14 protein-coding genes and 1 tRNA gene are annotated in these 14,185 nt (G+C 63.3%); 4 read left to right on the forward strand and 11 right to left on the reverse strand.

The window, feature by feature from the left end; all coding sequences use genetic code 11:
• Nucleotide 1: 1 nt before the first annotated feature.
• Nucleotides 2-208 (reverse strand): SlyX family protein, encoded by a 207-nt coding sequence (locus ASF66_RS07895; protein ID WP_049861523.1) that lies wholly within the window; start codon nt 206-208, stop codon nt 2-4.
• The gene (locus tag ASF66_RS07900) at nt 205-636 is read right to left on the reverse strand and encodes an HIT domain-containing protein (protein ID WP_056843362.1); all 432 of its coding nucleotides are present in this window, start codon (nt 634-636) and stop codon (nt 205-207) included. The genes ASF66_RS07895 and ASF66_RS07900 overlap by 4 nt, the downstream gene beginning before the upstream one ends.
• Before the next feature lie 901 nt (nt 637-1,537).
• On the opposite strand from ASF66_RS07900, the gene ASF66_RS07905 reads away from it, so the two are divergent.
• The 3 genes from ASF66_RS07905 to ASF66_RS07915 all read left to right on the forward strand — a co-directional run bounded on the left by ASF66_RS07905 (nt 1,538) and on the right by ASF66_RS07915 (nt 5,653).
• Nucleotides 1,538-2,809, forward strand: a complete 1,272-nt coding sequence (locus ASF66_RS07905) for an OprD family porin (RefSeq protein ID WP_049861525.1) — start codon at nt 1,538-1,540, stop codon at nt 2,807-2,809.
• A gap of 162 nt (nt 2,810-2,971) precedes the next feature.
• The gene (locus ASF66_RS07910; RefSeq protein WP_049861526.1) at nt 2,972-4,687 is read left to right on the forward strand and encodes a proline--tRNA ligase; all 1,716 of its coding nucleotides are present in this window, start codon (nt 2,972-2,974) and stop codon (nt 4,685-4,687) included.
• Between the two features lie 15 nt (nt 4,688-4,702).
• Complete coding sequence (locus tag ASF66_RS07915; RefSeq protein WP_056843363.1) at nt 4,703-5,653, forward strand: hypothetical protein; 951 nt, start codon at nt 4,703-4,705, stop codon at nt 5,651-5,653.
• Nucleotides 5,654-5,662: 9 nt separating this feature from the next.
• On the opposite strand, the gene dinB is transcribed toward ASF66_RS07915, so the two are convergent.
• The gene (gene dinB / locus ASF66_RS07920) at nt 5,663-6,727 is read right to left on the reverse strand and encodes a DNA polymerase IV (RefSeq protein ID WP_049861528.1); all 1,065 of its coding nucleotides are present in this window, start codon (nt 6,725-6,727) and stop codon (nt 5,663-5,665) included.
• Between the two features lie 255 nt (nt 6,728-6,982).
• On the opposite strand from dinB, the gene ASF66_RS07925 reads away from it, so the two are divergent.
• Nucleotides 6,983-7,059 (forward strand) — tRNA-Met (locus ASF66_RS07925).
• Between the two features lie 65 nt (nt 7,060-7,124).
• On the opposite strand, the gene ASF66_RS07930 is transcribed toward ASF66_RS07925, so the two are convergent.
• The 8 genes from ASF66_RS07930 to ASF66_RS07965 all read right to left on the reverse strand — a co-directional run bounded on the left by ASF66_RS07930 (nt 7,125) and on the right by ASF66_RS07965 (nt 14,128).
• Entirely contained in the window at nt 7,125-7,718 is a 594-nt protein-coding gene (locus ASF66_RS07930) for a nucleotidyltransferase family protein (protein ID WP_056843364.1), read from the reverse strand.
• A gap of 53 nt (nt 7,719-7,771) precedes the next feature.
• Entirely contained in the window at nt 7,772-8,794 is a 1,023-nt protein-coding gene (gene murB, locus ASF66_RS07935) for a UDP-N-acetylmuramate dehydrogenase (RefSeq protein ID WP_056843365.1), read from the reverse strand.
• Complete coding sequence (kdsB, locus tag ASF66_RS07940) at nt 8,791-9,555, reverse strand: 3-deoxy-manno-octulosonate cytidylyltransferase (protein WP_056843366.1); 765 nt, start codon at nt 9,553-9,555, stop codon at nt 8,791-8,793. Before kdsB ends, murB begins: the two co-directional genes overlap by 4 nt.
• Nucleotides 9,552-9,737, reverse strand: coding sequence for a Trm112 family protein (locus ASF66_RS07945; RefSeq protein WP_049861532.1), 186 nt, complete (start codon nt 9,735-9,737; stop codon nt 9,552-9,554). The genes kdsB and ASF66_RS07945 overlap by 4 nt, the downstream gene beginning before the upstream one ends.
• A gap of 23 nt (nt 9,738-9,760) precedes the next feature.
• Nucleotides 9,761-10,756, reverse strand: coding sequence for a tetraacyldisaccharide 4'-kinase (lpxK, locus tag ASF66_RS07950; RefSeq protein WP_056843367.1), 996 nt, complete (start codon nt 10,754-10,756; stop codon nt 9,761-9,763).
• Nucleotides 10,756-11,184, reverse strand: a complete 429-nt coding sequence (locus tag ASF66_RS07955) for an ExbD/TolR family protein (protein ID WP_056843368.1) — start codon at nt 11,182-11,184, stop codon at nt 10,756-10,758. The genes lpxK and ASF66_RS07955 overlap by 1 nt, the downstream gene beginning before the upstream one ends.
• A complete protein-coding gene (locus ASF66_RS07960) occupies nt 11,181-11,816 on the reverse strand; it encodes a MotA/TolQ/ExbB proton channel family protein (protein WP_056843478.1) in 636 nt (211 codons plus the stop codon). Before ASF66_RS07960 ends, ASF66_RS07955 begins: the two co-directional genes overlap by 4 nt.
• 80 nt (nt 11,817-11,896) lie before the next feature.
• Complete coding sequence (locus ASF66_RS07965) at nt 11,897-14,128, reverse strand: DNA internalization-related competence protein ComEC/Rec2 (protein ID WP_056843369.1); 2,232 nt, start codon at nt 14,126-14,128, stop codon at nt 11,897-11,899.
• Between the last annotated feature and the right edge of the window lie 57 nt (nt 14,129-14,185).

Below are 14,185 nucleotides of genomic sequence, written 5' to 3' on the forward strand. Positions count from 1 at the left end.
CTCAATAATGAGGCGGCGGCGCTTCTTGAGTGGCCGTCTCGAACTGGCCGACCATTTCTTCCTGCCGCTTGAGCAAGGCTGCGAGCTGCATCTGCAGGCGCTCGATGGCCCGCTGCTGCAGGATCAACTCGTCGCTGAGCGAGGACAAGGTGTCATCCTGAAACGCCAGGCGCGTCTCCAGCTCCATCACTCGATCTTCGAGGCTCATGCGCTGCCCTCCGCGAAAACGAATTCGTCGCCCAGCAGGCTTGCCAGTTTTTCACGAACCGATGCCAGCTGCTCAGCGGTATAGGGTACGGCTGGCAACTTGCCCCAGACCGGCGCAGGCCAGGCGGCATCGGCGCGATACCGGACGATTACATGCATGTGCAACTGGCTGACTACATTGCCCAGGGTGGCAATATTGATCTTGTCGGCGGCATAGCCTTGGTGAAGCAACTTCGCCAAGGCATGAGTTTCATTCCACAGCGTTTGATGGTCCGCCTCGTTCAACTGGAAGACTTCGCTGATATCGGGACGACGTGGCACCAGAATGAACCAGGGATAGTTGGCATCATTGCTGAGCAGCAGACGACACAGTGGGAAGTCACCCAGGACATGAGTGTCTTGGGCAAGTCGGGCATCCAGGCTGAACACGGGCGTTCTCCAAAAAGCGGGATGGGGGACCGGGCCATGGCCACGAATCATCGAGCATCAAGGATACCGTGCCCGGTCGCTTTTTTTCGAGGTTGTCGCACATTCAGCTGATCTACTGCGCCACGCGAGCCCGTCAGTATGCCCGGAACAGGGCACAGTCCTGGTGCCCTTCGCCCCAGGATCGCCCGCCTCGTTCAACCCTGAGCGGCACGCCCTGTGCGGACTTCACGCGTTCCATTCAGTACTACACGTAACTACCTGACCAGCGGTACTTCTTTAGGCCAGCGCCACGTTGCCAATTTCATAAGCTGGGCTAGCCTTGCGATTCGAGACGTCACTTTTCGCACCAAAAAGATCCACCAGGGACGCTGTCGGTGCACGCAGACTTCGGAATCTACCCACTCTTGTCACCCTACGGTAACGTTTGCGCTGCGAAATGGGAGGCGATCGCAATCACGACACAGTGACCGAAAAAACAGGACATGGCTCGACAGGCTGGATTCCCGTGGGCTTCGCCGAGGAGAAGCAAGAAAAGTGAAAAATATGTGAAGGCCTGGCACGTTTGTGCACGCTTGTTGCATTCATCATCGCAAGGTTCAGCGGGGACGTGGGAAGACGATACCCGGGGACAAACAGTAAACCGCCGTATGACGTTTTCATGCATTTGCAACTTGGCATTGTCAACGACTCAATTCACGGCAGTGCATAAAGGCAAGACGGATGAAACAGCGTTAGTGCACACGCGCAAGCGAAGTGCAGTTGCAAGCGCGAACTTGAAAGTATCGCCAACATGGCTGGCGTGGTATACGTTCCGCGCCGTCATAAAAAGAAAGAACTGCCTCAGATAAAAAAACAGGTGAGGCAGTGGTTACTCTTCTTAAAACCAAAGGAGCAAATCACGATGCGCGTGATGAAGTGGAGCATGATCGCACTGGCTGTAACAGCCGGCACCTCGCAGTTGGCTTTGGCGTCCGCCCAGGACGATTCCAAGGGTTTCGTGGAAGACAGCACCCTGAACCTCAAGCTGCGCGCCCTGTACATGAACCGTGACTACAAGCACGGCGCGGGCAATCCTACCGCTGGCAGCGACAAGGGCTATCGCGAAGACACCGGTCTTGGCGCCCAGATGTTCTACGAGTCGGGCTTCACCCAGGGCACCATCGGTGCAGGTGTGGATGCAATGGGCTTTGGTTCGGTACGTCTGGACGGCGGTACCGGTCGCCGCAGCAACGGCCTGTTCGCAGCCGATGACGAAGGCAACCTGGAGCACAGCCAGACCAAGGGTGGCGCGGCCGTCAAGTTCCGCTTCTCCAATACCGTGCTCAAATACGGCCAACAGATCGTCGCCAGCCCGGTCTTCGCGACCGATGACGGTCGTCTGTTGCCTGAAGTCGCCACCGGCACCTCGATCACCAGCAACGAAATTCAGGACCTGACCCTGAACATCGGCCGCTTCACCTCGATGAGCGCACAGACCGGCATGGGTCGCGACTCCCTGGGCCTGAAGTCCGCCGACATCGCCGGCGCCACCTACGCCTTCACCAAGAACTTCACCGGTACGGTTGCAGCGTCCGACGTGGAAGACTACTGGAAGCGTCAGTACGTCAACCTTAACTACACCCTGCCGATCGACGATCTGCAGTCGCTGAACTTCGACTTCAACGCCTATCGCACCAAGAGCCAGGGCGAAGACCTGGGCGGCGACGTCGACAACAAGATCTGGAGCACCGCGGTTGCCTATAGCCTGGGCGCGCACAAGTTCACCCTGGGCTACCAGCGCAGCTCCGGTGACACCGGTTACGCCTACGGCGTGGACGGCGGCGGCACCGTGTTCCTGAACAACTCCGTGCAGTACTCCGACTTCGTCGGCGCCGAAGAGAAGTCGTGGCAGGTTCGCTACGACCTCAACATGGCTACCTACGGCGTACCGGGCCTGAGCTTCATGACTCGCTACATCACTGGCGACAACATCGAAGCCAGCAACGGCGAAGAAGGCAAAGAGCACGAGTGGGACTTCGAGACCAAGTACGTGGTTCAGCAGGGCCCGATCAAGGACATGTCCTTCCGCCTGCGTAGCGCCGTCTACCGCGCCAACAACGCCTACGACGCCGACTACGGTCCGTCGAACAACGATCTGCGCTTCATCGTCGAGTATCCGCTCAGCATCATGTAATTCGCTGCGGGTAGCTGCACCCTTGAAAAGCCCGGCCCCGCCGGGCTTTTCTGCGTCTGGGTTCCCGTGCTCCGCAAAGCGCGGCCCTATGCCTGTACGTCGTCCAATCACGCCCGTACAATGCCAGGCCTCGATAAAATTTCGCCAAGACAACGGTCAACCATGCGCACCAGTCAATATCTGCTCGCCACACAGAAAGAAACCCCTTCCGATGCCGTCGTGATCAGCCACCAGCTGATGCTGCGTGCCGGCATGATCCGCAAGCTCGCCTCGGGCCTGTACACGTGGCTGCCGATGGGTCTTCGGGTGATGCGCAAGGTTGAGCGGATCGTGCGCGAGGAAATGGACGCCGCCGGTGCCCTCGAGGTGCTGATGCCGGGTATCCAGCCGGCAGAACTGTGGCAGGAATCGGGTCGCTGGGAGCAGTACGGTCCTGAACTGCTGCGCCTGAAGGACCGCCACGACCGTGAGTTCTGTGCAGGCCCTACCCATGAAGAAGTCATCACCGACCTGATGCGCAACGAGCTGAACAGCTACAAACAGCTGCCCATCAATCTGTACCAGATCCAGACCAAATTCCGTGACGAGATCCGTCCGCGCTTCGGCCTGATGCGTGGCCGCGAATTCATCATGAAGGATGCTTACTCCTTCCATGCCGACCAACCGTCGCTGCAGGTCACCTACGACCGCATGCACCAGGCCTACAGCAACATCTTCACTCGCCTGGGCTTGAAGTTCCGCGCTGTGGAAGCCGACAACGGCTCTATCGGCGGCGCCGGCTCCCACGAGTTCCATGTGCTGGCAGAGTCTGGCGAAGACGACATCGTGTTCAGCGATACGTCCGACTACGCGGCCAACATCGAGAAGGCCGAAGCGATTCCACGCGAGACCGAGCGTGGCGCTGCGCAGGAGGAACTGCGCCTGGTCGACACGCCCAATGCCAAGACCATCGCGCAATTGGTGGAAAACTTCGGCCTGCCGATCGAGAAAACCGTCAAGACGCTGGTGGTGCATGCCGCCGAAGAAGGCAAGTTGATTGCCTTGGTCATCCGTGGCGATCATGAGCTGAACGAGATCAAGGCGGCCAATCAGCCTCAGGTCGCCAGCCCGCTGGTCATGGCCAGCGAAGCCGAACTGCGTGAGGCCATCGGTGCAGGTGCAGGTTCCCTGGGCCCGCTGAACCTGCCCCTGCCGTGCATCATCGATCGCTCCGTCGCCTTCATGAGCGATTTCGGCGTAGGCGCCAACATCGACGACAAGCATTACTTCGGCGTCAACTGGGAACGCGATCTGCCGCTGCCTGAGGTGGCCGATCTGCGCAACGTGGTTGACGGCGACGCCAGCCCGGATGGCCAGGGCACCCTGACCATCAAACGTGGTATCGAGGTAGGTCATATCTTCCAGCTGGGCACCAAGTACAGCGAAGCCATGAAGTGCCAGGTACTTGGCGAGAACGGCAAGCCGGTGACTCTGGCCATGGGCTGCTACGGGATTGGCGTATCGCGCGTGGTCGCAGCGGCCATCGAGCAGAACAACGATGCCGGGGGCATCATCTGGAGCGACACCCTGGCGCCCTTCCAGGTGGCACTGGTACCGCTGCGCTACGAAACCGAACAGGTCCGCGAGGCCACCGATCGGTTGTACGCGCAACTGACCGAAGCGGGTTTCGAAGTGCTGCTGGACGACCGCGACAAGAAGACCAGCCCCGGCATCAAGTTCGCCGACATGGAGCTGATCGGCATTCCTCACCGGATCGTCATCAGCGACCGCGGCCTGGCCGAAGGCAACCTGGAATACAAGAGCCGTACCGAGGACGCAGCCCAGGCTTTGCCTGTCGACGAAGTCCTGTCTTTCATCCAGGCTCGCGTGCGCCGCTGACAGACTCGAGAAACCATGTTCAAGCGAACTACCATGGCCCTCGGGGGTGCTGCCCTGTGCAGCACCCTGCTGGTCAGTGGCTGTGCCAACCAGATGTCGCAGCGCAACGAACACGAAGAGCGGATCGAGCGCAAGCTGCTCGAACACAACCTGCAGATCGACCTGGGCAAGCCCGAGGTCCTGCAGACACCGCAACGCCGCGTGCGCATTCGCGAACTCAAGGACTTCGAAGTCACGGCGTTCGAGACCACCCGTCACTACGATCGCTACACTCCCTATCAACCCTGGCGTGAGGTCTACGAGATTCCGCTGGGCGCAGTTGCCGTGGTGGCGGGCGTGGGCGCCAATGTGGTGAACGTGGCAACATTCGGCAGCTTGCCCGATAGCGTTACCAAGGATTGGGTCAGCTATGGATTTGCCGGTCTCAATCCGTTCATGAACGTGCAATCCAACGGCCGCGCCGAGCAGAACCTGGCTAGCATCGACGAGGTGCAGACCGACAAGCGCGTGGAGCACAACAGCACGCCCTGGAGCGAGCGGCCCGTTCAGGTCGGCACCGGTCGCAAGACCTTCGACCTGGAGACCGATGCTAACGGCGTGTTGCGCATCAACCTGCTGGACAGCCCGTTCGCCGAACAGGATCTGACCCGTGTCACGCGCTTGCAGCTGAGCGTGGTGGATGAGGACAGCCAGACCCGCGCCAGCGCCCTGCTGCCGGTCAGCCCGGATCTGCGCGGCAAGCTTGCCGAAGCACACAGGCTGATTTTCGATGACCTGGAAGGCGACGAGGTGGGTCAGTGGGTGTTTCGGGTCAAGCGACTGGCTGAACTGGGTCTGGAAGATGAAGCCAGTGAGCTGGAACAGAGCCTGATCGAATTGACCCGCAACGACCCTGAATTGCAGCAGGATTTCCTCAAGTCGCTGCGCAAGGAAACCGGGCGACTGGTTGCCGATCCTGGGACCTGAGCCCGCCGATCAGCGCTCGCTGAACAGCTCCAGCTGCTCGTGAGCGCCACGCAGGTCCAGCAGACGCACGCCGATGCCCAACAGCCGCACCGGCTTGCCGCCCCGGGCGAACGCTTGACCCAATAGCTGCTGGTAGCTTTCCAGATCCCGGCCCGCCCCGGCCTGCTCCAGGGTGGTCTGGGTGAAGTCGTGGAACTTCACTTTGACGAACGGCTTGCCGGGGCGATAGCTGCTGTCGATCCGGCCGATGCGTTCGGCCAGGGTCTGCATCAGCTCCGGAAGCTTGCCCAGGCAGCTGGCCAAGTCCGGAAGGTCTGCCTCATACGTGTTTTCCACGCTGATGGACTGCCGCCGGCTATCGTTCTGCACCACACGATCGTCGATACCACGGGCCAGGCTGTAGAGGCGCTCGCCGAAGCTGCCGAATTCGCGCACCAGCGCCAATTTGCTCCACTCACGCAACTCCAGGCAGCTGTCGATGCCCAAGCGCGCCAGCTTGTCCGCAGTGACCTTGCCCACGCCGTGCAGTTTGGTAACCGGCAAGGCGGCAACGAAGTCCTCGACCTGTGGCGGGGTGATGACGAACAGCCCGTCGGGCTTGCGCCAGTCGCTGGCAATCTTGGCCAGAAACTTGTTCGGCGCCACCCCGGCCGAAACCGTGATGTGCAGACGCTTGGAAACCTTGCGCCGAATGTCCTGGGCGATACGCGTGGCACTGCCGGAAAAATGCGGGCAGTCGGAGACGTCGAGGTAAGCCTCGTCCAGTGACAGCGGCTCGATCAGGTCGGTGTACTCGCGAAAGATGCCCTGAATCTCCCGCGATGCTTCTTTATAGGCATCCATGCGGGGCTTGACGATGGTCAGGTCAGGACAAAGTTTGACCGCATGACGTGAACTCATGGCCGAGCGCACGCCATAGGCGCGCGCCTCGTAGTTGCAGGTGGCGATCACGCCGCGACGCTCCGCGGAGCCGCCGACGGCCAGGGGCTTGCCGGCCAGCCGCGGGTCGTCACGCATCTCGATGGCGGCGTAGAAGCAGTCACAGTCGACATGGATGATCTTGCGCTGCGTCATGGTCTGGGCGAGGTACCGGGCGGGTAATGGATCGTACACATACCACGGTATTATCCCACTCGCAGCAGTAAGCGCCATCACCAAAGCCTGACGGCGCTGTTTCGGCTCATCGAAAAAACATCGGAAATACCGCTGAAAGCCCCGTCCCGCCTGCCTCTTCAGGCCATTGGCAAAGCTAAGCGATTGATGGAAAAGAGTTTTCTCGAAATCAAGGTTTGACAAGCGCGCGCCGCGCTGTAGAATAGCCCACACAGACGCGGGATGGAGCAGTCTGGTAGCTCGTCGGGCTCATAACCCGAAGGTCGTCGGTTCAAATCCGGCTCCCGCAACCAAACAACGAAGAAGGCCACTTGAAAAAGTGGCCTTTTTTGTTGCCTGCGTTTTACCCGACCGCTGATTATTCAATCAGGTCGTCAGGCCGATCCACATCGCGGTAGATACCCAGGTCATCGCACGCCACACGATGCAGGTGTTCTTCGGCAAACAGTCGTCGTGCACCTTGATCGCCACGCAACACCAGCAGCTGTTCGCGGAAAGCGCGGCCAAAGCCCACCGGGTGCCCCTGCCCTTGCGGGCCATGGGCGATGCTGATGCGCTCCGGCGCCATGGACCGGCGCACCTTGGCGAAGGTGCCAGCGGTCACGAACGGCATGTCGCCCAGGCACACCAGCCAGCCATCGGCGTTGGCACTGGCTTCGACGCCGGTGCGCAGGCTGTCGCCCATGCCTGCGGAGTCGAGCAGCACCACTTCGCAGCCGTAAGCCTGGGCGACCTCTATCACTTGTGTCTTGTGCGTACGGGTGACCAGCACACGACGCTCGACTGCCTCGCCGAGATTGCGCAGCACCTGCTCGATGACACTGCGCTCGATGCCATCCAACCCTCGACATCGAGCGAGCAGTTTGTCGCTGCCCTGCCCTGCCGCTTCCTGAAAACGCCGACCCTCTCCCGCAGCGAGGATCAGGGCGCAAGGTGCAATGATGGCTGACATGTCGTTGAGCTCCGGTGATCACATGGCGCACTGCAGATGGAATGGCGTCGCGATCAATACAGGTTGGGTTCCATTTCCAGCGCTACGCCAAAGCGCGACTGGATATCGTCCTGGATCCGCTGAGCCAGCGCATACAGCTGCTTGCCTGAGGCGCCGCCGTAGTTGACCAGCACTAGCGACTGCAAGCGGTGCACGCCAGCGTCGCCGTCGCGATAGCCTTTCCAGCCTGCGCGCTCGATCAACCAGCCGGCCGCCAGCTTGAAGAGCCCATCGGCCTGGGGATAGGCCACTGCATCAGGGTGCTCGCGGCGAATGGCGTCCAGCATCGGCGCGGTCACTACCGGATTCTTGAAGAAGCTGCCGGCGTTGCCCAGCTCGGCAGGATCGGGAAGCTTCTCTCGACGAATGCTGCAGATGGCGGCACTGACGTCCTTGGGCGTGGGGTGCTGGATACCCTGGTCGGCCAATCGTTGACGCACAGGGCCGTAGTCCAGATGCACCGGCGCCGAACGCGACAGCTTGAAACGCACACGCAGGATCACCCAGCGTCCGGGCTGGCGCTTGAACACGCTGTCGCGATAGCCGAAGGCGCAGTCGGTGACACTGAAGTCGCGGACCTGCAGCGTGTCCCGGTCCAGCGCGGTCAGGCCGGCGAACACGTCCTTGATCTCGACACCGTAGGCCCCAATGTTCTGCATCGGTGCCGCGCCCACGGTGCCGGGGATCAGGCTGAGGTTTTCCAGCCCCGCCAGACCCAGCTCGAGCGTCTGCAACACGAAAGGATGCCAAGGCTCGCCGGCTTCGGCTTCCAGCAATACCTGATCGCCATTTTCTTCGAGCACACGGATGCCACGATTGTCCATGCGCACCACCAGCAGCTCGCTCAAGTCAGTGGTCAGCAGCAGGTTGCTGCCGCCACCGATGACCAGCACGCGCAGATTCCTCGTCGCCGCCCACGCCAGTGCCTGCTCCAGTTCGCCATCGCTGTGCACGGAGACGAAGAACGCCGCTCGAACGTCGATGCCGAACGTGTTGTAGGGCTTGAGCGACTGGTTGGCGCGGATGTCCAGACTCATGACGCCAGCAGGCGCCGCACGCGCTCAAGGTCTTCGGCGGTGTCGACACCGGCGGGTGGCGCCTGCACGGCGTCGGCGACATGGATGCGCACACCGTGCCAGAGCGCACGCAGCTGCTCCAGGCGCTCGGTGCTTTCCAGCCAGCAAGGACCCCACTGCACGAAATCCTGCAGGAAGCCGGCACGGTAGGCATAGATGCCGATGTGACGACGATAGGGCACCTGGGCTGGCAGGACGTCGCGATCGTTGGCGAAGTCATCGCGAGCCCAGGGCAGCGGTGCGCGGCTGAAGGTCAGCGCCAGGCCGTTAAGGTCCGTGACGACCTTGACCACGTTGGGGTTGAAAAGCGCCTCCACGTCTGCGATCGGCTCGGCCAAGGTCGCCATGGCGGCCTCGCGACTGGCGGCGAGATTGGCCGCCACCTGGTCGATCACCACGGGCGGAATCAACGGCTCGTCGCCCTGCACATTGACCACGATCGCGTCGGCATCCAGGCCCAGCACCTGGCAGACCTCGGCCAGGCGGTCGGTGCCGGACTCGTGGTCAGGACGGGTCATCACCACTTCGGCGCCGAAGGCACGGCAGGCGGACTCGATGCGACCGTCGTCGGTGGCGACCACCACCCGCGCAGCGGTGCTCTTGCAGGCCTGCTCCCAGACATGCTGGATCATCGGCTTGCCAGCGATCATCTGCAGCGGCTTGCCCGGCAGGCGCGTCGACTGGTAGCGGGCGGGGATCACGACAGTGAAGGCCGTGCTCATTTATCCAGGCGCTCGTCGTCGGTGAGGGTGCGGGCTTCGGTTTCCAGCATCACCGGAATGCCGTCGCGAATGGGGTACGCCAGGCCTGCGCCCTTGCTGATCAGTTCGGTCTTGTCGGCGCTGAGCTTGAGCGGACCCTTGGTGATCGGGCAGGCGAGAATGTCGAGCAATTTGGTGTCCATGGAAAATCCTTCAAGGCAGGGAATCAGGGCAAAAGGTCGGTCAGACGCTGGTCGAGCCAACCGATGAAGCGTGGCGAGGGCTGGGCGTCGGCGGCCAGGTACCACCAATCCGCGGCGGCGAACTCGCGGCACTTCACGGCATCCTTCTCGGTCATGATCACCGGCAGCGGCGGCTCGAAACTCAGGGCCTGGGGCGTGAACCGGGCATGATCGGCGAAAGGGTGCGCGACAGGCTGCCAGTGTAGCGCCTGCAGGGTGTCGAAGAAACGTTGCGGATTGCCGATCCCGGCCACGGCGTGAAGGGCCTGTCCGGGGGGGAAATGGCTCAAGGGTCGGCGTTCGCCGCTGCGCACGTTGATCAGCGCCTGGGCTTGCAGGGTCAGGCCGTAGCCTTGCGGGGAATCGTCGGCGGTACCGTTGCACAGCACGGCATCCACCGTCTGCAGGCGTTCGGCGGGTTCGCGCAACGGGCCTGCAGGCAGGCAGCGGCCGTTGCCCAGCCCGCGCGCGGCGTCGATCAGGACCAGTTCGATGTCACGAGCCAGGCGGTAATGCTGCAGGCCATCGTCACTGAGGACGAGGTCCACGGGTTCGGCTTCGAGCAGCGCACGCACGGCGCGGCCCCGATCGGGGTCGATCACCAGCGGTACGCCACTACGCCGCACGATCAGCAGCGGTTCATCGCCCGCCTCGGCTGCGTCCTGATCGGCGCTGACCCGCCACGGCAGGCTCGGCGGCTGGGCGCCGTAGCCACGACTGACCACGCCGACGCGCAGGCCGCGCGCGCGGCAGTGCTCGATCAGCCAGAGGATCATCGGTGTCTTGCCGGTGCCACCAACGGTAATGTTGCCGACCACCAGCACCGGCACCGGTGCCCGGTAGATCTCGCCCTGCCCGGCCTCGAAGCGCCGCCGCTTGCGCAGCACGACGTGGCGGTACAGGCATTCCAGCGGACGCAACAGCCACAGCGCACGATGGCCGGTGTACCAGGCGGCGGACAAGCGGTCGGCGAAGCTCATCAGGGATTCGCCTGCGCCTCGACGGTGATCATGCTGATCTGGCTGAAGCCCAGCTTGCCGGCAGCATCCATGGCGCTGATCACCGCCTGATGGGGCGTCTTGCCATCGGCGCTGATCGACAGGGGCAACGTGCTGTCACCCGCCGACGCGGTACGCAGGGCCTCGATCAGGGTCGGCAGGTCGCTCTTGGGCAGCAGTTGGTTGTTGACCGCGTAGACGCCCTCGGCGCTGATGGCGATGTCGATGCGCTTGAGGTCGCTGGCCTGCTCCGGCGCGCCATTCACCGCCTCGGGAAGCTCGACACGCAACTGGGTCTCGCGGGTGAACGTGGTGGTGATCACGAAGAACAGCAGCAGCACGAAGACGACGTCTATCAGCGAGATCAGGTTGAGCTCGATGTTCTCCCGACTGCGACGACGAAACTTCACGCTTTTTCCTCGGCCAGGTCGACCTCGCGATCACCCTGCACGACTTCCACCAGCTTGATGGCTTCCTGTTCCATGCCCACTACCAACTCATCGATGCGGCGCTGCAGCAGGCGATGGAAGAACAGCGCCGGGATCGCGACGATCAGGCCGGACGCGGTGGTGACCAGCGCCTTGGAGATACCGCCGGCCATGACGCCGGGGTTGCCGCTCACGGCGCCGCCGGTGAACGAGCCGAAGATCTCGATCATGCCGATGACCGTGCCCAGCAGGCCGAGCAGTGGGGCCATCGCGGCAATGGTGCCCAGGGTGCTGATATAGCGTTCCAGCTCGTGGATGACGCGGCTGGCGGCTTCCTCGATGCTTTCCTTCATGATTTCACGGCCATGACGCGAGTTGGCCAGGCCAGCGGCGAGAATTTCACCGAGGGGCGAGTCGGCGCGGAGCTCCTTGAGCTTTTCCTTGCTCAACTGCTTGTCTTTCTTCCAGCGCCAGACCTGGCCGACCAGGTGGGCGGGCGAGACGCGGCTGGCACGCAAGGTCCACAAGCGCTCGGCGATGATGGCCAGCGCAACGATGGAACTCACTATGATTGGCAACATCATCCAGCCGCCAGACTTAACCAATTCCCACACAGGTGCGATCCCCTCGAAAAAGTTCGCCACTCTACCATAGGGGTGCGGCGGGTCGAAGTGCGCGATGACCGCTGGGAAGCTCATGGCTTAACGGCCGCGTCACGCCAGAAACGTCGCTGGTCGCGCTGCCGCTGCACGGGGCGATAGGCCCCCAGCTGGATGCGCAATGCGCCCGCCTCGGCCGTATCGTGAGGGGTGATGCCCAATGCCTGGTAACGCGCCAGCACGTCAGCGTGAGGATGACCAAAGGTGTTGTCGTGTCCACGCGATATCAGCGCGGCGTGAGGCTGCACCGCTTCCAGGAACGGCTTGCTCGATGAGGTCTTGCTGCCATGATGCGGCGCCTGCAACCAATGCGCCTGAGGCGCCAGACCACTAGCGAGCAGGGCCCTTTCGGCCGACGCGTCGATGTCGCCTGCGAGCAACAGCCGTTCGCCATTGGCTTCGACCCAGAGCACGCAGGAAGCGGGATTGCCGGGCACCGCCGACGGCCAGCGCCACAGCACGAACCTGACCCCATCCCATTCCCAACTACGACCCGGCTTGCAGGGCTGCGCCTGCCACGCAGCCGGAAGCGCGTCGGGTTCGCCGGCCAATGTCTGGGTGACGGGCAGGCGTCGCCGCACGGAGCCTGCACCGCCAGAGTGATCGAGGTGGGCATGACTGATGATCATCGCATCCAGACGCCGTACGCCCAGCGCGACCAGGCTGGGCACGACGACACTGGCGCCGGCATCGACTTCGCCCAGCCCAGGACCGGTGTCATAGAGCACTTGGTGGTGGGCGGTGCGCACCAGCACCGCCAGGCCCTGGCCAACGTCCAGCACCCAGATATCGGCCTGGCCCACGGGCGGCGCCTGACGCGAGCCGAACAGCAGCAGCCCGACCATCGGCACGCCCAGCCAGCGCAACGGCACGCCCGCTGGCAGCAACAGCAGCAGGATGCCGATCGCGAGCACCAGCCACACTTCTGGCGACACGCCGGGCGGCAGCCAGGGAGGACTCCATTCGGCGGTCCAGGTCAGCCATTGAAACAGACCGCGCAGTGCCCCGCCAGCCAGCCACAACAGGCTTTCGCCGATCCAGGGCACCGGTAGCAGCACGGCGCCGGCCATGGCCACCGGGAGTACCACGAGGCTGATCCAGGGTACGGCGAGCAAATTGACCAGCGGCCCGCTGACACTGACCGGCAGGGCCAGGGCCACCATCACCGGCAGCAGCCCGACGGCCACGCAGCACTGCGCACGGGTCCAGGCCTGCCACCAGCGCCACCCCCCGAGGCGCCCTGAGAACGTCAGCAGCAACACCCCCACGGCAGTGAACGATAGCCAGAAGCCGGGCTGCAGGCTCACCAGTGGGTCGACCAGCAACACCAGGGTGAACGCCAGCAGCAGCGGCCACCAGACGCCCAGGTGGCGAAAGCGCAGCCGCCACGTCAGCACCAGGCCGATCATGATGCAGGCGCGACGTACCGGCACCTGGAAGCCGGCCAGCAATCCGTACGACAACGCGGCGGCGAACGCCAAGACGCAGGCGCAGGGCAACCACGGCCACCGCGCCGGCCACAGGCCGACTTTGGCCAACAAAGCCACCAATCCATACACCAGCCCCGCCAGCAGGCCGACATGCTGGCCGGAAATGACCAACAGATGCACGGTGCCGGTGGCCTGGAGCACTTCCCACTGCTGGCGCGAGACCCCGGAGCCGTCACCCAGCAGCAAGGCGGCCAGGGTACCGCCCTGTTGTTGGCTGTCGACCGCCAGCAGACGCTGGCGCAGTCCATCGCGCCAGGCCAGGCGGGCTGCACGCACCCGCTTGCCGGCCTTGACGCTGCCCGTGGCGCCGAACCCCTTGGCCAGGGCCCAGGCCTGGGCGTCGAAACCGCCAGGATTGACCAACGCACGCGGGCGTTTGAGTTTCACCGCCAGGCGCCAGCGTTCGCCGCTGGCCACCGGTGGGCCGCCGTACCAGGCCAGACGCAGCCGTGACGGCAACTGCGCGCGGCGCGACCAGGCATCCGTCAGCTCGAAGCGCACGGTGCTGCCGTTCGCCGCTGGCAAGCCGACCACTTCGCCTTCGAGCCACAGGGTCTGTCCGTCGAGCGCCCGCGCCAACTGATCGTTCGTCGCCCAGTGGGCATGCAGACACGCCCAGCACAGCCCCAGCAAAAACAGCCCGCAGTGCCAGCGGCGCGACATCAGCAATAGCGATGCAACCGCCGCCATCCCCATCAACCAGCCCAGCGACGGCAAGGCTGGCAGCCCGCGCAGACACACCATCCCGGTCGCCAGCGCCAACATCGCCGTGCGCATACCTTCCTCCCTGGAAAAACCGCCGGCCAAGGCTAAGGGGAATCGCAGCGCGGCGCG

It is taken from the genome of Pseudomonas sp. Leaf129, assembly GCF_001423465.1.
GTDB lineage: Bacteria > Pseudomonadota > Gammaproteobacteria > Pseudomonadales > Pseudomonadaceae > Aquipseudomonas > Aquipseudomonas coleopterorum.